This is a genomic window from Curvibacter sp. Hmag1.1 (assembly GCF_059769165.1).
The window spans coordinates 1,758,365-1,776,329 of sequence record NZ_JBMBGX010000002.1; the positions used below are offsets into that span (position 1 = coordinate 1,758,365).

General features: G+C 55.7%; 25 protein-coding genes. 5 read left to right on the forward strand and 20 right to left on the reverse strand.

Annotated elements, in window-relative coordinates; genetic code table 11:
• Positions 1 to 3: 3 nt before the first annotated feature.
• The 5 genes from ACOAP0_RS08895 to ACOAP0_RS08915 all read right to left on the reverse strand — a co-directional run bounded on the left by ACOAP0_RS08895 (position 4) and on the right by ACOAP0_RS08915 (position 3,392).
• The gene (locus tag ACOAP0_RS08895) at positions 4 to 330 is read right to left on the reverse strand and encodes a hypothetical protein (protein WP_498377760.1); all 327 of its coding nucleotides are present in this window, start codon (positions 328 to 330) and stop codon (positions 4 to 6) included.
• Positions 327 to 1,664: a hypothetical protein gene (locus ACOAP0_RS08900; RefSeq protein ID WP_498377759.1), complete on the reverse strand. Its 1,338-nt coding sequence runs from the start codon at positions 1,662 to 1,664 to the stop codon at positions 327 to 329. The genes ACOAP0_RS08895 and ACOAP0_RS08900 overlap by 4 nt, the downstream gene beginning before the upstream one ends.
• A gap of 89 nt (positions 1,665 to 1,753) precedes the next feature.
• Positions 1,754 to 2,647, reverse strand: a complete 894-nt coding sequence (locus ACOAP0_RS08905) for a hypothetical protein (protein WP_498377758.1) — start codon at positions 2,645 to 2,647, stop codon at positions 1,754 to 1,756.
• An 18-nt stretch (positions 2,648 to 2,665) separates the two neighbouring features.
• Entirely contained in the window at positions 2,666 to 2,914 is a 249-nt protein-coding gene (locus tag ACOAP0_RS08910; RefSeq protein ID WP_294766581.1) for a hypothetical protein, read from the reverse strand.
• 187 nt (positions 2,915 to 3,101) lie between these two features.
• Positions 3,102 to 3,392, reverse strand: a complete 291-nt coding sequence (locus ACOAP0_RS08915; protein ID WP_498391381.1) for a YHYH domain-containing protein — start codon at positions 3,390 to 3,392, stop codon at positions 3,102 to 3,104.
• 116 nt (positions 3,393 to 3,508) lie between these two features.
• On the opposite strand from ACOAP0_RS08915, the gene ACOAP0_RS08920 reads away from it, so the two are divergent.
• The gene (locus tag ACOAP0_RS08920) at positions 3,509 to 3,685 is read left to right on the forward strand and encodes a DUF3606 domain-containing protein (RefSeq protein ID WP_214123534.1); all 177 of its coding nucleotides are present in this window, start codon (positions 3,509 to 3,511) and stop codon (positions 3,683 to 3,685) included.
• A 70-nt stretch (positions 3,686 to 3,755) separates the two neighbouring features.
• On the opposite strand, the gene ACOAP0_RS08925 is transcribed toward ACOAP0_RS08920, so the two are convergent.
• The 5 genes from ACOAP0_RS08925 to cadR all read right to left on the reverse strand — a co-directional run bounded on the left by ACOAP0_RS08925 (position 3,756) and on the right by cadR (position 7,846).
• Positions 3,756 to 4,790 carry a DNA-binding protein gene (locus tag ACOAP0_RS08925; RefSeq protein WP_498377756.1) on the reverse strand — a complete coding sequence of 345 codons (1,035 nt, stop codon included), beginning with the start codon at positions 4,788 to 4,790 and terminating at the stop codon, positions 3,756 to 3,758.
• Between the two features lie 121 nt (positions 4,791 to 4,911).
• The gene (locus tag ACOAP0_RS08930) at positions 4,912 to 5,628 is read right to left on the reverse strand and encodes a hypothetical protein (RefSeq protein WP_498391383.1); all 717 of its coding nucleotides are present in this window, start codon (positions 5,626 to 5,628) and stop codon (positions 4,912 to 4,914) included.
• Between the two features lie 109 nt (positions 5,629 to 5,737).
• Entirely contained in the window at positions 5,738 to 6,313 is a 576-nt protein-coding gene (locus ACOAP0_RS08935; protein ID WP_214123537.1) for a hypothetical protein, read from the reverse strand.
• A 2-nt stretch (positions 6,314 to 6,315) separates the two neighbouring features.
• Complete coding sequence (locus tag ACOAP0_RS08940; RefSeq protein WP_214123601.1) at positions 6,316 to 7,368, reverse strand: DMT family transporter; 1,053 nt, start codon at positions 7,366 to 7,368, stop codon at positions 6,316 to 6,318.
• Positions 7,369 to 7,414: 46 nt separating this feature from the next.
• Entirely contained in the window at positions 7,415 to 7,846 is a 432-nt protein-coding gene (cadR, locus tag ACOAP0_RS08945) for a Cd(II)/Pb(II)-responsive transcriptional regulator (protein WP_498377754.1), read from the reverse strand.
• A gap of 76 nt (positions 7,847 to 7,922) precedes the next feature.
• Between cadR and ACOAP0_RS08950 the strand changes: the two genes are divergently transcribed.
• Positions 7,923 to 10,235, forward strand: coding sequence for a heavy metal translocating P-type ATPase (locus ACOAP0_RS08950; protein ID WP_498377753.1), 2,313 nt, complete (start codon positions 7,923 to 7,925; stop codon positions 10,233 to 10,235).
• Between the two features lie 72 nt (positions 10,236 to 10,307).
• Here ACOAP0_RS08950 and ACOAP0_RS08955 read toward each other — a convergent pair whose 3' ends face one another.
• Positions 10,308 to 10,517: a hypothetical protein gene (locus ACOAP0_RS08955; RefSeq protein WP_498377815.1), complete on the reverse strand. Its 210-nt coding sequence runs from the start codon at positions 10,515 to 10,517 to the stop codon at positions 10,308 to 10,310.
• Between ACOAP0_RS08955 and ACOAP0_RS08960 the strand changes: the two genes are divergently transcribed.
• The gene (locus ACOAP0_RS08960) at positions 10,458 to 10,589 is read left to right on the forward strand and encodes a double zinc ribbon domain-containing protein (RefSeq protein ID WP_498377813.1); all 132 of its coding nucleotides are present in this window, start codon (positions 10,458 to 10,460) and stop codon (positions 10,587 to 10,589) included. The two genes, ACOAP0_RS08955 and ACOAP0_RS08960, sit on opposite strands and share 60 nt — an antisense overlap.
• Positions 10,590 to 10,680: 91 nt before the next feature.
• On the opposite strand, the gene ACOAP0_RS08965 is transcribed toward ACOAP0_RS08960, so the two are convergent.
• Positions 10,681 to 10,935, reverse strand: a complete 255-nt coding sequence (locus tag ACOAP0_RS08965) for a hypothetical protein (protein WP_498377752.1) — start codon at positions 10,933 to 10,935, stop codon at positions 10,681 to 10,683.
• A 277-nt stretch (positions 10,936 to 11,212) separates the two neighbouring features.
• Between ACOAP0_RS08965 and motA the strand changes: the two genes are divergently transcribed.
• Complete coding sequence (gene motA / locus ACOAP0_RS08970) at positions 11,213 to 12,070, forward strand: flagellar motor stator protein MotA (RefSeq protein ID WP_214123542.1); 858 nt, start codon at positions 11,213 to 11,215, stop codon at positions 12,068 to 12,070.
• Positions 12,071 to 12,336: 266 nt separating this feature from the next.
• Here the strand turns inward: motA and ACOAP0_RS08975 are convergent, their stop codons facing one another.
• The 7 genes from ACOAP0_RS08975 to lspA form a co-directional block, all read right to left on the reverse strand.
• Positions 12,337 to 12,777: a copper chaperone PCu(A)C gene (locus ACOAP0_RS08975; protein ID WP_498377751.1), complete on the reverse strand. Its 441-nt coding sequence runs from the start codon at positions 12,775 to 12,777 to the stop codon at positions 12,337 to 12,339.
• 38 nt (positions 12,778 to 12,815) lie between these two features.
• Entirely contained in the window at positions 12,816 to 13,196 is a 381-nt protein-coding gene (locus tag ACOAP0_RS08980) for a DUF3703 domain-containing protein (protein ID WP_498377750.1), read from the reverse strand.
• Positions 13,197 to 13,284: 88 nt separating this feature from the next.
• Complete coding sequence (locus tag ACOAP0_RS08985; RefSeq protein ID WP_498377749.1) at positions 13,285 to 14,562, reverse strand: L,D-transpeptidase family protein; 1,278 nt, start codon at positions 14,560 to 14,562, stop codon at positions 13,285 to 13,287.
• Positions 14,563 to 14,576: 14 nt separating this feature from the next.
• The gene (locus ACOAP0_RS08990; protein ID WP_498377748.1) at positions 14,577 to 15,203 is read right to left on the reverse strand and encodes an SCO family protein; all 627 of its coding nucleotides are present in this window, start codon (positions 15,201 to 15,203) and stop codon (positions 14,577 to 14,579) included.
• Positions 15,204 to 15,218: 15 nt separating this feature from the next.
• The gene (locus ACOAP0_RS08995) at positions 15,219 to 15,875 is read right to left on the reverse strand and encodes a DsbA family protein (protein WP_498377747.1); all 657 of its coding nucleotides are present in this window, start codon (positions 15,873 to 15,875) and stop codon (positions 15,219 to 15,221) included.
• Positions 15,872 to 16,288, reverse strand: a complete 417-nt coding sequence (locus ACOAP0_RS09000) for a disulfide bond formation protein B (protein WP_214123548.1) — start codon at positions 16,286 to 16,288, stop codon at positions 15,872 to 15,874. The genes ACOAP0_RS08995 and ACOAP0_RS09000 overlap by 4 nt, the downstream gene beginning before the upstream one ends.
• A complete protein-coding gene (gene lspA / locus ACOAP0_RS09005; protein WP_214123549.1) occupies positions 16,285 to 16,809 on the reverse strand; it encodes a signal peptidase II in 525 nt (174 codons plus the stop codon). The genes ACOAP0_RS09000 and lspA overlap by 4 nt, the downstream gene beginning before the upstream one ends.
• 337 nt (positions 16,810 to 17,146) lie before the next feature.
• Here lspA and ACOAP0_RS09010 point away from each other — a divergent pair, with 337 nt between their 5' ends.
• On the forward strand, positions 17,147 to 17,386 hold the full coding sequence (locus tag ACOAP0_RS09010) for a hypothetical protein (protein WP_214123550.1): 240 nt from the start codon (positions 17,147 to 17,149) through the stop codon (positions 17,384 to 17,386).
• A gap of 139 nt (positions 17,387 to 17,525) precedes the next feature.
• Here ACOAP0_RS09010 and ACOAP0_RS09015 read toward each other — a convergent pair whose 3' ends face one another.
• Positions 17,526 to 17,813, reverse strand: a complete 288-nt coding sequence (locus ACOAP0_RS09015) for a CopK family periplasmic copper-binding protein (protein ID WP_214123551.1) — start codon at positions 17,811 to 17,813, stop codon at positions 17,526 to 17,528.
• Positions 17,814 to 17,965 lie beyond the last annotated feature (152 nt).

Below are 17,965 nucleotides of genomic sequence, written 5' to 3' on the forward strand. Positions count from 1 at the left end.
AGCCTATGCAAACAGGTTTCTTGTCTGCAACGCACGTGCAACGTAGCCGTCCATCACCTCCTGGAGGAAGGCTGGTGCCTGGAAGTCGTAGCGCTTATAAAAAGCTTCCTTACTTCCTGCTTTGACAACGCTAGGGCCAAACAGCCCCAAGAAGAAGGAACTGCTGACAGTGTAGGTTTCCGTAGGTACCACGACGCTCACGGTAGTGCCTTCGGCATCCATGGCATCCAGATGCAGAGTCTCCCGTAGCAGTTCGCCACGTTGGCGGCCTGTATAGACGGGGCCGTTGTACTTTGCGAGATCAATCACAGTGCTGACTTTTTCATTCATTTGCCGTCCCCCTCGCTAGTGCTGAGTTTGGCAGTCGAAAGTGGAAATTTGATGCTCAGTATAGTCCCAGGGAAGTAAACCCCCTTCAACTCGTGGACAAACCTACTATCGGGTCTTTGGTGCAGATCATTAGCCTTATTGAAGGCGATGATCCTTACACCGTTCTGATTCGGCTCCATTTTGTAAGTTCCATCGAACTGGACGTGGGTTGATCCAGATACCAAGGCCATACGGGCTTTGGAATCAGGAAACTCTTTGGCACATTCCGCGTGCACCTTCTGAAAAAACTCAATCAGGTCCACACTGCCGTTGCCTCTGGTGTCTGTAGTGCTGTTGTTTTTGGTGCTGACATGTCCCTGCAACGCTATCAGTGTGTATAGGTCATCTGGGCGCCACCCGGCAGTAAACAAGCCCCCTTGTTGGTGTAAATCAATGTAATTCTGAACCTGATCGCGTGTGTAGTGGCCGGCAGGCAATGCCTCAAAAGTCTGGGCAATCGTTCGTCCAAAGCTAAAAATTACGATTTCACAGAGTGGAACTGCCAAATTCGTATCCAGATACCCTTGAATCGACCAATCAAGCATGCCTGCATGCTCTTCTGCGTTGTCAATGACCTCTCCGATGTACTGGCAGAGCCGGTGTCGAGCTGGCGGTGTCAGCGTCTTGGACACACGCTTGAGGCAGCCGTTGATGTGATCAGCGAATTTTTGGGTAACGCGTGATTTCAGGTCCGACTCATTGGGACGCACGGCGCGGATGTAATGCTTGCATCGCCAATCGAAGACTTCCAAGCCCGCGGCCTCTTCGGGAAGGGGGTACTCATGTTTGACCTCCAACTTCTTGATGACTCCCATGGCCCGCACAAATCGACGTAGCCCCGGGTCGGATGGATAACTTCCACTCCAATGCAGGCGGCGCCCGGTTCGACGGGCTTGCACCCGCAGCTCGTCCACCAGTACATCCAGAATGGCGTTAGCACCAAGGTCGTAGCTCTTTGCCTCGCTCAAATTGATCGCGATACGCCTGAAACGACGCACCAGGAGCTGGCGGGCCAACGGGATCAGCGCGTGCAAAGTCCCTTCGGGATTCTCAATCAAGGAAAAAACTGCGGGTGCCTGGAATGTCACCTTGCCTTTGAGAATTTCCTTGGCAACGGTATTGCCTGCAACCATCTCAATGATTCGAGAGCGCGTTCCAAAGTGCTTTCCGATGATTTCGTGGTGGGATTCCTTGCGGCGCTTGTCGCGCCAAATGCGGTTGGCGCGCCTACCGAGCTTGGCTTGGTTCTTATTGCGTAAGTACAGCGGTACGTCGATTTTCGCTAAATGCTTCATGGGCGTTTTTAGTGTTTTTCAGCCTGGACGCGCAAGCCTTTGCCACCACGTCCCCCCTAGGGAAGCATTCTGCATCCCAATTCATCCATTCAAACTTTTGCGGCGCTCAGCCCATGAATTTCCGATGATTGAAGGCGCGCGAGGGAAGACGAGACGAGTGCCGCAGCCGTTGCAAGAAGCATGTTCGCGTCGTCTCGGCTGTAGTATTCCGCGGCACCACGGTCATCCACGTGATGGGCAAGCTGCGTGTAATGCCGAACGGCTTCCATCAGAGAAAACTCTCGTTCGAGCTTCGTCATGTCGCGTTTGGCAGACTTCAATTTCTGTGCAGTGGCGTCAATCGCCGACTTTTCACCAGTCGCCAGTGCGGCGCTTTCGACGGCCAGGCGGCATTCTGAAACCACGGCGTCGAACCGCCCGTCTACCAAGTGGGCATGAGCCCGTCGAATTCGACCAACGGCTTCCGTCAGGACATGATCCTGTGCACACTTGGGCAGGGGAATGCCGATGACCATGTACTCCGGTCCCTGCAGCTCTTTCAAGACCTTTGACCATTCGCTGAGATTGAGCCTATGACTGATTTCGTCTTGCTGTGGCCAGGCTCCGTTGGGTCCATCTGCCAAGGCAGTGAATCGCAGCTTGAGATGGAGATCGTCTCCACCACGAAGTTTTTCCAGAGCAAACAACTGACCTTCCGCGAGTGGCAGCTCAAATATCAGGCGCCTTGGGTTTTGGCCGCTCCTGGTGGCCAGCTCCAGAGGAATTTCAGGCTCAGCAAAGCCCAGAAACGAAGGAACCTTGCCAGCATCACCTTCTACGTTGATCCGCAACTGGAAATTGCGAAGCCTGACCTCCGCCAACGCAGTTTCGGGGACATGAAAGGCGATACATAAACACAGCAGGGAAACGCCAACCCCTGCACGGCCAAAAACACCCGTAACTTCAATGTCTGCTACGGAGTAGCCGTTGTAGCTGAATGACACAGGATGGCGTTCCCTTTTTCAGCGCTTGCGGTTGGACTGCGAAACCACCGAGCCGGCCAGTTTCTGGGTTGTGGCACTGGCGGAGCTGCTGCGCAAGGCCTTTGACGCCGTAGCTTCAATCGCTGCGCCAGTTTGCTTCCCGGTACGTGCCTGAGCCAAGGCAGAGGCAGCAAGTTGCTTCTGCACCTGTGAAGCATTGCCGCTTTGCAGCGTCTTTCCCGCAAGGGAAGCCACAGAAGGTGATGTTTGTTTTGAATTGGTTGCCATATAAAGACCCCTTTTCTTTTTGGAAAGAAAGCGCAACACCACTGTATATGGTGTTTGGATACAAGGCAAGACACTACCTATGGTGTCCAAACGCCATCTCTGTAGTTGAAGTACCGACGCATCCATGTAAGCGCCTTCGATGGCAGAGAGGTTTATGGAACCGCACCTCCCAACACAGCAGGATGGTTCAATGACAGTGTCGTGTTCCCGCTTTCCGATCGTTGTGACAGCCGTCTTTGTCGGTCCCGCCGGAGTGCGCAAAAACGAGGCTGGATACCAGCAAGAGCGCGAACAAAACGATTTTCTTCATGGGGGTCTCACCAAAACATTCCCACGGTCTGCGTGGGCACAGTCCAGCGCTGATCCATCTATGTGGCTGCTCGATTCGCTGCTGGCGAGTCTGACGTGTACATGCGGGTCTGCAAATCCCCCAAACGGGTGAACGTGGTTGGTAAACCGCTGTCCACATCCGAATCATTTAAGGATTTTTCGCAAATTCACCCGTTTGGGGGATATCCAAGCACCAACTTCTCCCGTAAGAATGGCTTTCAACTGAGCGTGGTCACGCTCGGAGAAAATATCCAAGGAGATGCCATGGCTGACGATTTGAGCAAGCGCGGTCCGCAAGACCGTTCCCGTGTGAACGTAAACGAACCCTGGGAAGTCAAGCATTGGTGCACAGAGTTCAAATGCACGGAAACTCAGTTGCGCGCTGCAGTAAAGGCTGTGGGCGTCATGGTCGCAGACGTACGGCGCCATCTTTCCAAATAGTCCCACCCAGGCAAGAAAAAGCCGCCAAGGTTGCGCATTGTTAAGAGGCGTGGCGGCTATGTTGAGCAAATTATAGAGTGCCGGCTTCTGGTGCAGGTGTTGTCGCGCTGAGGCGCTGCAGCATGCTGGCCACAACGCCTTCTTGAGCTAATACGGCAGCCTTTGCTACAGCCAGATCCAACTCCAGGCCCTGATTTACCTCCTGTAGCGCTGTGAATTTGGCCTGTATTTCGCCGATGTTGGTCGTCAGAGTTTGATTGGCAGCAGCTTCCACCACCAACTTTTGGCCCAACCCTTCGGTTCGCCGCTGTTCGAACGCCAGCGCATCTTTCAGTGGTCGCAACTTTCTCAGCTCTTCTTGGGCCTGATGCAGCTCGGCTTGTACCCGCGTCAGATCTCCAATCAGTCGGACGCCTTCTTGCTGGGCCCGCATGAGTTCCTGCTGCTTGCCGGTCAGGGTATCGGTTACCTTGCGCAACTCGGACTGCAAGTACTGCACTTGCTGGTCATGTTGCCGCTGCTCCTGCTCCCGCTGTTCCTTGGCGGAGGTGCGGAAGTGCTCCAGTGCTTCGCGGGCATGCTGGTGCTTTTCCTCCAACGATTGCCGGTGCCGTTCTTCGGCCTCCAGCCGCTCCTGCAGGCCCAGGACCCTCTGGTTGAGCTCCGTGACCTCAAGTGTCTTGCTCGACAGTGCATTCTGGGTCTTGGTGTGATCGGCCTTTTCACCTGCAAGGCTGCGCTGTACCTGCTCCAATTGGTCGCGTACTGTCTGGCTCTCTACCTTTAGCGCAGTGTTTTCTTTCTGAGCCCAAGCAAGACTGGCTGCGCTGACGGCTAGGGCCTCGGTCGAACGGGCATCCGCTTCCTCATTCAGCCGAGCTGCCAGGCGGCCAACCAAGTCCTGGATAGCCTCACTGACGGCCACTTTGGTGCCGGTTGCACCGCCTTCTTCCTCTTCAATTTCCTTCAGATATCGGTGGATAGTGGTCTTGGAACCAGTGCCCAATTCGGTTCGAATTGCGTCAATGGACGGGTTGATTCCAGTGGCCAACAGCTTACTGCGTGCCCGTACGACCTCAGATTTGTAAATTCCTGACCTGGCCATGACTTACCTTTATTTGATACTAATTACATACCACGATAATACATACCAGTTTCATGGAGTGCAAGATTGAAATTTCAGAAATATTGAGATTTGATAATGGTGGATTATCAAATGCGATATGTCATTTTTCTGTTTTGGACGGGCCAATGACTTCGCGCCAAATCCCGACCCGCATAAATCTGGCCTTGGCTTTCAAATATTTGATCGATTCGGCCAAATCATGCACCCGCAAGCCACCAAGTTCTGGATCGGCCACACCGACGCTGCTTGGAAGCGCCTCATCCCATCCCTCGAACGTGGGCCAGGGCATCAGCAGGTGCTCACCGTTTCGATGTTGAACCCGCACCCAGGCGGTACCATCCCGCATCGGCAAATAGGCAATGGAAGACAAGGGTTTGGCCCAGGTCCAAGGAATACCAAAGCGTTGTGCATCTTCTCGCTGGGGTCTGGGGCTTGGCTCCACCAAGGGTTTACGGCTATGAAAGGCTGCATGCAGTGCTCGCAACTTGTCTTGCATGATCTGGGCGTGCATCTGCTGCTCTTTCTCCAGCAAGTCCAGAAGAGCCGCAGTGTTGCCCCGTAGAAGTTCGCGCTCTGCTGTAGTCAACAAACGTCCACTGCCACCGCCAAACTTGGCTTGACCAAGTGCATTGGCCCCACCAAACCGCTTGGCAAAGCAAGTCGAGCCCAGCACCGTCAACTTGCCGTTTTCATCGACAACATGAATGGCTCGGTATACCCCATGGGCACAGCCCGGTTCTTGGCACTGAACTCGGGCTTCTTTTTCGACCTGCAGTATGGCAACCAGCCTTGCATTGGGGTTTGGACTCTGTGTCATGCTTAAGGTGCCAAAGTAGCTACTAACCGCTAAGTAGCTACTTAATGAGTTTCAAATAGATCTGTGCTACCAATGATCACTGGTCAGTACCGACAGTTGATACACGGATTCATCGCGCCAAACCTGCGGAAACAGCGGCGATGATCCCGACGCCAACAACAGGGATGAGCATGTACGACATGGCCAGAATCCGCTCAGCCCCTTTCGTCAAAAGATACAGCAGGACCACAAACGCGGGATAAAGAATCCATACGGAAGACTCCTTCGTGGGAATCGATGAGGTTGCAGGGACGGTTGGTTTCGCCGTCAGATAAAGCATTCCTAGGTATGAGAACACCAAGTAACCCAAATCGGAGATTCGGGTCAAAGGTTTTCCGCGTCTTAGAAGCAATGCACGAATAAGCGCTCCGTGAAATAACCCCAAAAGCACAGCGCAATCAACGAAGTTCTCCGGGAATGTGTGCGCGAAAACCTTTGTGAGCAGCTCGGCAACCGGCTGAGAAAGATTGCTGCGGTAGAACACCAGTGCGTCGAGTACGAAGCCTTTCCACTTAAAAACGACCTCTGACAAGGACGCCAGCGAACTGGTCGCCAGAAACAACGCGACACTAAGGAACACCTTCACTCTCCATGGTGAACGATCCCAGTGCTGCGTAACCTCGTCAAAATCTGCTTTGAGTCCCATACTCAAGAATGACCGTGTCGATGGTGGATATCAGGGAAATGCCTGTGATGATGGTGCAAGATGTCATGCGTGTGGGGGTGCACATGGGCCTTGTCGCCACTCCACTCAAAGTCATGTGTGTGCTGGTGGTGCGCATCGTGTGAATGCGAGTGCGTATGCTGCATGGGCTCATGGGCATGCATGTGGTCATGGATTTCCGTCAAATGCAGCCATACACCTATCCCCATAAGCGCAGCTGCCGCCCAGAATGCAAGTCCGGTGGGCTCTCCCAACATCAGTAGTGCCACAGCGGCTCCAATAAATGGAGCGGTCGAAAAATATGCGCCTGTGCGCGCAGTACCCAGTCCACGCAGGGCTAAAACAAACATTGCCAAACTGAATCCGTAACCTAGTAGGCCCACGGTCATCGTCCCGCCAATGGTTGCAAAGCCAGGCATAGGAACATCCAACATCGCAGCCATCGCAGTGTTCACCAAGCCTGCGACCACTCCTTTGCTGCTGGCAATGAAGAGCGCGTCCGACGCAGAGACCTTCCGGGTCAGGTTGTTGTCGATAGCCCAGCACAAGCAGGCGACCCCAACCAACACCGGCCCGGCCCAGTCTAAGGAATTGGAAGTCTGGCCTGGCCACGACAGCACAACACCGCCAGCCACGATGGCCACCATGCCCCATACCAAACGTTTGTCAGCGCTCTCCTTGAAAACCAGCCAGGCTATGGTGGCAGTCAAAACAGCTTCGAGATTCAGCAAGAGGGATGCGCTTGATCCACTGGTGCTTGTGAGACCAAACATCAAGGCCAAGGGCCCGAATACACCGCCAAACAGGATGGCTCCGAGCAGCCAAGGCCACTCCCCTGGCGGCAGTTCAGATGCTCGCCACCCACGATCACGAATCAAGCGAATTAGACCTAACCCGATTCCACTGCCCAAGTACAGCAAACCTGCAAGAAGGATGGGCGACATGTCACCAACCAGCAATTTGGCAAACGGTGTACTGGCACCAAACAAGATGGCGGCCCCCAAAGCAAAAAGTGCAGCCCGATTTGAAAATATCATTTGAATATGCGCGATGGGTGTGTTCGGTGCGGCTGAAACGGCGAGTTCAACCCAGATGAGTGTGGCGTTCGATCTTGGCCTCCGTCTCCATGGACGCAAGGCCTTGCAAAATTCCACAGGAATCGACCGCCTGTTCTGACGCGCAGCGTTCGCGTAGCTCCCGAAGCTGCTTCTTGAGATGTGTGAGCTCCTGAATTCGCTCATTCACATGAGCAATGTGCTGGTCAAAGACATCGTTGATGGCGCCACAACCATCGGCAGGCTGATCCGCAAGATCCAACAAAGTGTGGATTTCCTCTTGGCTCATATCCAGCGCCCGGCAATTGCGGATAAACCGCAGGCGCTCAAGGTGTTCAGGACCGTAAATCCGGAAATTTCCCTGTGTCCGCGCCGGCTCAGGAAGCAGGCCCGCCTTTTCGTAGTACCGAACCGTCTCCACTGTGCACTGCGCCACTTGGGCCAATTCGCCGATTTTCATGAAGGCCTCCAGAAATGTCTTGACTCTATAGTAACTACAGGTTGTGTAATTTGGACATATTCAATGGAAAGTCCTTATGTCCGCCTCCCATAAACACGATTCGCACGATCACGATCACCAAGATCATGGCCATGGGCACGCCCATTCCCATGATGACGCTTGTTGCGCTGCCCCATCCATCAAACTGGAAGAACCGGGCAAGGCCAGCTCTTGTGCGACCGACTGCTGCAGCAGTGAGGCGTCGGCTACTCAGCCATTGGTGCCACTGGCAAAGCCCGCCCGCAGTGATGGGGGCGTTCAGACGCCGATCCGCATCATGCAGATGGACTGCCCCACCGAAGAGGGGCTCCTGCGCAAGAAGCTGGGCGGCATGGCCGGCGTAAGCGGACTGGAGTTCAACCTAATGCAGCGGGTCTTGACGGTCACCCACGCACCGAAAGACTTGGAACCCATTCTGGCCGCCGTGCGCTCCCTCGGCTTCACCCCAGAAGTCGCCACTGAAAACGCCGCTTTGGAAGAGCCGACACCGGAACCTGCCAAACCTTGGTGGCCCTTGGCGTTGGCCGGCGTGGCCGCGATAGCCTCGGAAGCGGTTGAATGGGCCGGGTTACCCACCTGGATGGCTGCTGTGCTGGCATTGGTTGCAGTCTTCGCATGCGGGATCACGACCTACAAAAAAGGCTGGATTGCCATCCGCAATGGAAATCTCAACATCAATGCACTGATGAGCATTGCCGTCACGGGGGCGCTCTTCCTGGGACAGTGGCCAGAGGCCGCCATGGTGATGGTGTTGTTCACCATTGCCGAGTTGATCGAGGCCAAGTCGCTTGACCGGGCTCGCAATGCCATTCGCGGCTTGATGCAACTGACGCCGGAAACTGCAACTGTGTTGCAAGCCGATGGCTCTTGGAAAGACATGGCCGCCAAATCGGTTGCGGTTAACGCTCGCGTCCGTATCAAGCCGGGCGAGCGCATCGCCCTGGACGGAAAAATCGTCAGCGGCCGTTCGACCATCAACCAAGCGCCCATCACCGGGGAAAGCCTCCCCGTAGAAAAAACCGAAGGCGACCAGGTGTTTGCCGGCACGATCAATGAGTCTGGTTCGTTTGAGTACCTGGTGACTGCCGCTGCCAACGACAGCACCCTGGCGCGCATCATCCACGCAGTGGAAGAAGCACAAGGCGCGCGTGCACCTACCCAGCGCTTTGTGGACCAATTTGCCCGCGTCTACACCCCCGTGGTGTTCGCCATTGCCCTGGCGGTGGCCATCGTGCCGCCACTTCTGCTGGGCGGGCTGTGGTTTGCGTGGATTTACAAGGCACTGGTGTTGCTGGTGATTGCCTGCCCATGCGCTTTGGTGATCTCTACCCCTGTCACCATCGTCAGCGGCCTGGCAGCCGCCGCTCGCCAGGGCATCCTGGTCAAAGGCGGCGTCTATCTGGAAGATGGCCGCAAGCTCAAGATCATTGCCCTCGACAAAACCGGCACCATTACCCACGGCAAACCTGCGCAAACTGACTTTGTGACGCTCAGCGCAATGAATGAGGCCGAACTGCGCAGTCTCGCTGCAAGCTTGGCCGGTCGCTCAGACCATCCCGTGTCCAAAGCCATCACCGAGGCGGCTAAGCGAGACAACGTTGTGCTGCGCAATGTGGACGGATTTGAGGCATTGCCGGGTCGAGGAACCAAAGGCGTCATTGACGGAAAGCTCTTCTATTTGGGCAATCACCGCCTCATCCACGAACAAGGCCGTTGCTCCAACGCATTGGAAGCCCGCCTGTCTGTACTGGAAGAGCAAGGCAAGACCGTCATTCTGCTGGCCGACGACCAGGAGGTACATGGCATGTTTGCCGTGGCTGATACCGTCAAGGACAGTAGCCGCCAGGCCATCGCTGAACTCCACGACTTGGGTATCAAGACGGTCATGCTGACCGGCGACAACGCCCACACCGCAAAAGCCATTGCCGATCAAGTTGGAATCGACGAAGCCAAGGGCGATCTGTTGCCTGAAGACAAGCTCAAGGTGATCGAAAGCATGCTCGGTCAAGGTGGAGCCGTCGGTATGGTGGGGGATGGCATTAACGATGCTCCTGCGCTGGCCCGGGCAGATATTGGCTTTGCCATGGGCGCTGCCGGCACCGGCACCGCCATTGAGACTGCCGACGTGGCCTTGATGGACGACGACCTGCGCAAATTGCCCCGTTTTGTTCGTCTCTCCCGCAGCACCCATGCGCTGTTGGTACAGAACATTGTTCTGGCACTCGGCATCAAGGCCGTGTTCCTGGTCCTGACCCTCACGGGCGCAGGCACGATGTGGATGGCCGTTTTTGCGGACGTGGGTGCGAGCTTGCTGGTGGTTGGCAACGGACTGCGCTTGCTTCGCAAGTGAAGTTTGCGTGGCCTGATTCAGACAATCCCTAGGTAAGAGAACGGAACCAATGCAATGAGCTTTTTCGACAGACTATTCGGCGGCCATGGCGGCGGTCACGGTGGCAACCACCATGGCCATCATCGAGAGGAGCACCACGCGCCACGTCACGGTGGCCATGGCGACAGCTACGGGAGTAGGCCTCCGAACCTTGGTGGAGTCGCTTGCGCAGCCTGCAACACCCTGAATGCAGCAGATGCCAAGTTCTGCCAATCCTGCGGGAAGTCCACGCAGCCTGCCCATTGCACCCAGTGTGCGGCCACGCTGATGGTGGGGACCAGGTTCTGCGGGCAATGTGGGAAACCAGCCGGCTGATAGTTCGGGGGATTGGGGAATTGAAGCTAGAATTTCTTCGATGTCTGGGAAATACCGCGCTCTTTTCCTATTGGCTGTCATTTTTTGGCAGTCACTGGCAGTCCTTAGCTCCTTGAGTTTGGTGCAGCACGCGCGGGAAGACTCCTATCAGACACCTGGTGAGCCACATGCGTTTTATCAGCACCACCTTGATCAAACGGCTCACAAAACAGGTGAGGCGGATACCGCTTCTCATGCCCATGTCGGCGCTGTTGCCGATATCGCCGCGGTCATCGGCGATGAACCCGCAAAACTGTCCGTGTTTCGCCCTCAACACGCAGTTGGTGCGCTTGCGGTCGCGAGGCAAACGCCGGTTTTGGCTGGGCTTCTCCGACCTCCACGAGCCCTCTCTTGACATCAAGCTCCATCGCCACCTGAGTGGCCTTGGACCTTGATTCATCCCCTTAGACACGGCGCAGATCGCCTGTTTCCGTGTCTCCCTACTGTCACAGATGAATTGCCCTGCAACGAGGGGCACTGTGCATTTCTGCATTGCCCATGCGGCGCGTTTCGCGCCTCTCTCCACGGACAGAGTCCGCACTCCGGCCCCGCTGCCACCACTTGCTCCAGACTAGGAATTTGAAATGTTTGTAATCGTCGGATGGCTTATCTGCATCGCCTGCGTGTTTGGCGTGTTCATTATTCACGGTGGCAACATCAGCGTTGTGCTCAAGGCATTGCCGTTTGAGCTGATAACGATTGGTGGTGCCACTGTGGGAGCCTTTGTCGCCAACAACCAGATGAAGGTCATCAAGGCCACCATCAAAGGTCTGGGGTCTTGCTTCAAAGGCAGCAAGTACACCAAGGACCGCTACATGGAGCTGATGGCACTTCTGTTCGACCTCCTTCAAAAGGCCCGCAAGGAAGGCCTGATGGCCATCGAAAAAGACGTTGAAGAACCCGAACAGTCAGAGATTTTCAAGAAACATCCCAATGTGGGCTCTGACCACCACGTCGTGGAGTTCGTCACCGACTACTTGCGCATGATGGTGTCGGGCAACCTGAATGCCCACGAGATCGAAAACATCATGGATGGCGCCATTGAAGCGCACCATGTGGAGGCACATGCAGCCGTCGCTGCCATCCAGCGTATTGCGGGCGGACTGCCTGCATTCGGGATTGTGGCTGCGGTGTTGGGGGTTGTGAACACCATGGGTTCAGTGGGTCAGCCGCCGGCAGTACTGGGGGGGATGATCGGCTCTGCCCTGGTGGGAACATTCCTGGGGATTTTGCTGGCATATGCCTTTGCCGAGCCTTTGGCAGGCCTGTTGGAGCAGAAGGTTGAGGAAGGCGGCAAAGAGTTGCAATGCATCAAGACCATTCTGCTGGCCAGCATGCAAGGCTACAACCCGTCCACAGCGGTTGAGTTCGGCCGCCAGATTCTGTTCTCCACCGAGCGCCCCACGTTTTCGGAGCTGGAGGCACATGTCAAGAAGAAGTAAAACGGTTGGGGACGACCTGCCATCAGGGGTGAAGCCCACGAGGCGGGATGCGGCCATGCAAATGGGCGGCCGTCTCCTGTTGGTCTTAATCGGCGTAGTGCAACTGGTTGCGATCGTTCAATCCGATTCGCCTGCAGACACGGTGCTTCATGGAGGCTTTCTGCTGGTTCTTATCGTCTTAGGGACACGAAAGACCAAGAGCCCCAAAAAACTACCAGGAAGACAGTGAAGCAGACAACACGTGTTTGCCACTCTGACGGGCAAGATTACTTCGGCTTGGTCAGTGACACAGGCGCATGCACGTAAACGACTTCGCGCGCACCATCCGCACTCTGAAAGATCAGCGTGATCTGCACCTCAAACCCTGCACGGATCGGTTTTTTAACGTCCACAAGCATCAAATGGTAGCCCTCCGGTTTGAACTCCAGAGTTTTGCCGGCGTGCAATTGAAGATCGACCACGGGGTGCATCGTCTTGCCGCCTTTGTCCTGAGCCGCCCCATGCACTTCTACAGCTTCTGCGGACGACGATCGGGCTGAGATGAGCTTCGTGTCTTTGGGTGACAAAAGCTGCATATAGACCGGCGCTGATCTTTCACCGGGATCACTGGGACGCGCCCAGGCTTCGGTGGCGACGACTTGGGCCCGAGCCGTCACAAAGCACAGTTCGACAAGAACCAATAGCGCAATTTTTCGAAGCAGTTTCATCGATCAATGCCCACCCTGAAATAGGTCATGCAGGCCCATCAGCGGGAAAAATTTGCAGCCCGTGCAGCAGCAATCACTTGGAGTACTTCGGTCGAAGGCGCCATCGCCCGGAATGCACTGATATCCGCGCGGCCAGAGTTGCCAATTGGCAGGCGCCTGAACAGATGCCCCAAGGGAACCAGTGCGATTCTAAAAAGCTGTCCCAGCACCTCCTTCGGCATGCGTCTTTCCAAGGCCAGCGAGAGCATTAAACAATGGACTTGCAAGTGCGGAAAGAAGCGTGTCTGCCCCACGATGTGGGCGGCTTCCAGCAACCGCCAACGCTGCCCATCCGGCTCATGGGCGGCACTTCGGTAGTGCTCAATCAGGCGCTGGTAAGTATCTGTACTGTAGAAGTTGCTATTGGCTGGTATTGGCATGGCTGGATAGTTCCGAGTCTTGATGAAATCATCGGCATAGATTGTTCAACCTGTAGTAGCTACAGAGTCAATTGGTTTTCCACTGGGGCTATCCGATCACGCCTTCATAGATGATCTTCCAGGCATTGCCTCGCCATTGCCAATACTGGCGCACGGTACGGCCGGTCTTTTCTCCAGCCGCCAGTTCGTCAAAGGTTGCGATCATGGTGTCGGCATCGTCCGTCCAGCGAATCAGTGAAACGTCTTTGAGTTCCACGGGGCGATCACCCCGTTGAGCAATCTCCGAGCGCAGCGAGGAACTGAAGCGGACCAAGTCCTTGCCCTCGGCATTGAAGTCATTGGCATAAAACCGCATCATGTCTGCCTCGCGGCCCGGTCTTTTGGACTGGGCCCAGGACTGGAGCGTCTCCGTAAAAGATTTCTTCTCTGCGCCCAGGTGGGAAGGTTGGACCCAGCGGAAGTTGCTGCCGATCAACACGGGGGTGGTGCGAATCTCCACGGTGTTGATGATCCGCAGAAGATCGGGATTGGCCACGGCCACACAACCATCCGTCGCCTGGGGCGCGCGGGTGAACTGGGTGGACGGGGTGCCATGCAGCCAAATACCACCCCCAGTCTTCCCACGGCGCAGATCCAGTACGTTGGGGTAGTTCACTGGAAGCGCTCCAGACCCATACAGATCCTTCAAGCTCGTAGGGTCCAGGTTGCTGGTGATGAAGTAGGCTCCTAAGGGCGTCCGCTGATCACCTTCCACGTTCTTCCCGACACCCGCCTTGCCCACGGATATGTAGTAGTTGGCCAGTAGCCGGGGGCCAGCTTCGGTGTTTTCGAACAGATAGAGACGCGCTTTTGCCGTGTCCACCGCGATGGCGTGCTTGTTGCGCTTTGCCAATGCAACGAACTGCGCCGGAATCCGATCGGCGGGAGGTGGCTCCTTGATGGCCGCAATGCGGAGTTGAGACTCCGCTCGGAGTGCCTGCAGATTCTTTGCGCCGGCTTGGGCAAGATCAGCAGGCACATCCCCTATGCCTTGGATTGGGCGTGACCGTGCAGAGAGCAGATCGCCCAGCACCAACTGGGCCAGCTGGAAATGGGGATAGTCGGCCACCAATGAGGAGGCCAGCTTCAACGCATCCTGCGTATTGGCATTCCCAATTTGGCGATACACCTCAATCAGCCGGGCTTCGGCCAGACCATCGCGGGGCTGCTCAGCTCGCGCGGCAGGTTTTGGCTTGGGTTTTACCTTCTTGTCAGTTGTTCCAAGCGCCTCGGTGCTGATGCCCATCACCAGACAAAAGGCTGCAGACACATGCAGTAGCCGGGTTCGGCGCAAGGGCCTAGCCCAAGGTCGTTCTTTCAAATCCATCCACGTCTCCGGCATTACTTGTAAGCAAGAAGCTTCTTGATATCACTGGCAATGACTTTGGCCTCTGTGCCGTAGCTGGAAAAGAGGCGCACCTTGCCCGTGGTGTCGAAGATGTACTTGCCGGCCGAGTGGTCCATCGTGTACGAGGTAGGCGTTTTGCCTGGGACCTTGCGGTAGTACACCTTGAAGGAGTCAGCCAGTCCTTGGAGTTGAGCTGGTTCAGGCCGCAGGGCCAGAAATGTCGGGTCAAAGTTCCGCATGTACTCGCTGAGCAAGCGCGGCGTGTCTCGCTCGGGGTCCACCGTGATGAACAGCACCTGCAGCCGATTGCCAAGATCTCCCAGAAGTTCTTTGACGCCAGGCATCGTGCTCATGGAGGTCGGACAGACGTCCGGGCATTGGGTGAAACCAAAGAAGATCACTACGATCTTGTCGCGGAAGTCAGCCAGGCTTCTCATGTTCCCGCCGTGATCCTTGAGCTGGAAGTCCTTGGCATAGTCCGCGCCAGTGATGTCGGTGCTATCAAACTTGGGGGGCCGGGGTGAGCATCCGTTCAAAGCGAATCCAGCTGCGATACCCAGGGCTGCGGTAGCGCAAAAGCTACGACGAATGGGGCTGAAGTGTGGAGTGTGGGTGTCCATGGCGCAGAGGTCCGCTTACTTCTTGATCTTGGCGACTTCTTCCGCCACCAAAGACTCCAACTGAGCAGCACCAAAGCTGGGCAAGCTTCTGCCGTTCACAAAAAACGTAGGGGTCTTGGTCACCTCCAGCGCGGTCAAGTCTTCAACATCCTGTTTGAGCGCTGCGGTCACCGCCGGGGATTGGGCATCAAACAAGGCCTTATTAAGGTCTACACCAACCCGAACCGCCGACTGGTATGCAACGTACAAGTTGGGTTCCCCATGGGATGCCCACAGAGGTTGGTCAGCCAGAACGGCATCCAGCACTTCCCAGTACTTACCCTGGACCTTGGATGCCTCCAGCATCTTGACCACGAGGTCTGAATTCCTATGAAACGGCGCATAGCGCACCACCAACCGTACGTCGTTGGGGTACTTTTTCAGCAGTTCTTTGACGATGGGATAGAACTCGCGGCAGGTCTCGCAAGCCGGGTCAAAGAATTCGACGATCGTGACCGGCGCATTGACCGGCCCCAGGACCGGGGAATGCATGCGGACCAAGCGCGCCTCTGCCTGGCTGACCTTGTCTTGCTGCGAATTCTTCACCCGCTGTTGATAGGAATACATGCCAAAGGCGAAAAAGCTCAGTACAACGGCCACCAAGACGGCGACGGTGATTTTTTTGGAGTTCATTTGGATGTTTTCTTGAGATAGTGAGTAAGCAAGACCAAGATGGTCAGAAAAGCTGCAACTGAGAGCCAGGGGATCTGCAGTCCCCCGAGGATTGCCAGTTCCTGGTCGGCGCACGAGACGCCCGCACTACAAGGAACCCAGATCTTGGGTATCAAGTCCGCAACGAGCAGGCAGTGGTATGCCGCAAAGCCGCTGCCGACGATGGCAAATGGCATTGCATAGACCGCACTACGGCGGTCATCGTTGAAACACCCTATGCCCAGGATGATGGCCATGGGAAACATGCAAATCCGCTGGTACCAGCACAGGGTGCACGGCGTCATCAACATGACCTCGCCAATGAACAGTGCACCTAGGGTTGCAAGGACGGACACGATCCAGGCCAGTAGCAGTACACGCCATGGCGCCTTCATGCCCCAGTCTCCGGCAACTGGCTCTTGGATGTGGATTGAAGCTGCAACTTGAGGCTCAGGATCAGCCAGGCCAATACAGCTGCGACGACAAAGATGTCGGCAAGGTTGAAGGCCGGCCAATGCAGCCCTCGCCAATGCAAATCCAGATAGTCCACCACTGCGCCCGACTGAATGCGATCGATGAGATTTCCACCCCCGCCGGCAACGACAAGCGCCCCTACCTTGCGCTCAAAGGGGTCTGTTCTGCGCATCAGCGAAGCAAATGTGACTCCGATGACTACAACGACCCCAATGGCGATGAAGAAGTACCGCTGCCAGCCACCGGCATCTGCCAGGATGGAGAAGGCAGCACCGGTGTTGAGGACGTGGACGAGGTTGAACCAGCTGGTGACTTCAATCCCAGATCCCAGTGCAATGGTGTTGGCAAAGTAGGTCTTGGCGAGTTGATCTGCCGCTACCAGTAGCGCGACAAACAAGAGCCAAACCAGGCGCGGGTATCGGAATAGCCCGATTGAAGGCATAGGAACAGTTCCAGGAATGTTGGTATTCCCAGCCTTGTGGGCTGGGCCAATGCATTCGGCGTGCCTGGATTGAAGTACGCCAACCAGCAGTGCGAGAACGCACCGTGGCGGGGTATTGAATGCGCTTTGCGAGGATGGCTAGCCAGTGCCAAAAAGCGACTGACCAACCACCCAAGCGAAAGCTAACCCCCGGTTAAGACCGGGAGAGCCACTGAGGGCGATCTGGAACCTTAAGCGGAAGTGAGGCCAAGACGCGATCGGCGCTTGGCTCAATGACGGCAATGCCAGGAAGGACTGAACTACCGACAGCGGTGGCCACTGCCAAGGAGCAACCCGCATGGCAACTGCCACAGTCCAAATCAAAACCTTTGGATGGGGACTTGTCCGACTGGGAGAGCTCCCCTGGCTGCACCTGATGCTGGTGGCCATGGTGTCCCAGGTGCTTGGTAGCTACGCCAATTTCGTGCTGGCAATAGCCAGCCGTTGCAGCCAAAGCGAACTGCATCGGAATTACCAGCAACAAGAAAACGGCAAGCCATTTGCGCATGGGCAACATTGTAGTAGCTTCAAGTTTTGAGTGAACCACAAGGAATAGCGATCAGCAGCGGCGAGTACCTGGTCTGAATAAAAAAAGAGCCCCGAGGGGCTCTGAACTTAATTGCCAAAAACTGCTGTCAACATTTCGGCAGCATTTATTTTAGACTCCTGACGCCAACTCACTTGACCGGACGACCATAGTGGTCGCGAATCACCGAAGACAGCAGTGCGACTTCGTCACTGTTCATCGTGATCGTTGTCCCGTCGGCCGCAGTCATGGTTTCACCCGCATTCATCCGGGTGGGACGACCGTACTTGTCTTCCATTGCCATCTTGCCATTCTTGAACTGATGAACGACCGAGCCGTCCTTCAACGGAATCGATTTGTCGATGGCGAGATCCATGGAGAAGGCGGAGGCAAAGGGAACGGCCAAGGCCAAGGCGAGGACAGATTTGCGAATGGACATAATTCAAACTCCTTCAATGTGAGTAAACCCCACGAGGTATTTCGTGGGTACGATGCAATCGCTGCACCGTTGACTCCAATGTAGAAATTTGCCCCCAACACAAGCATGACCTGCACGTTACAAGTACGTCATGTTTTGGTCAAGCACTGCCG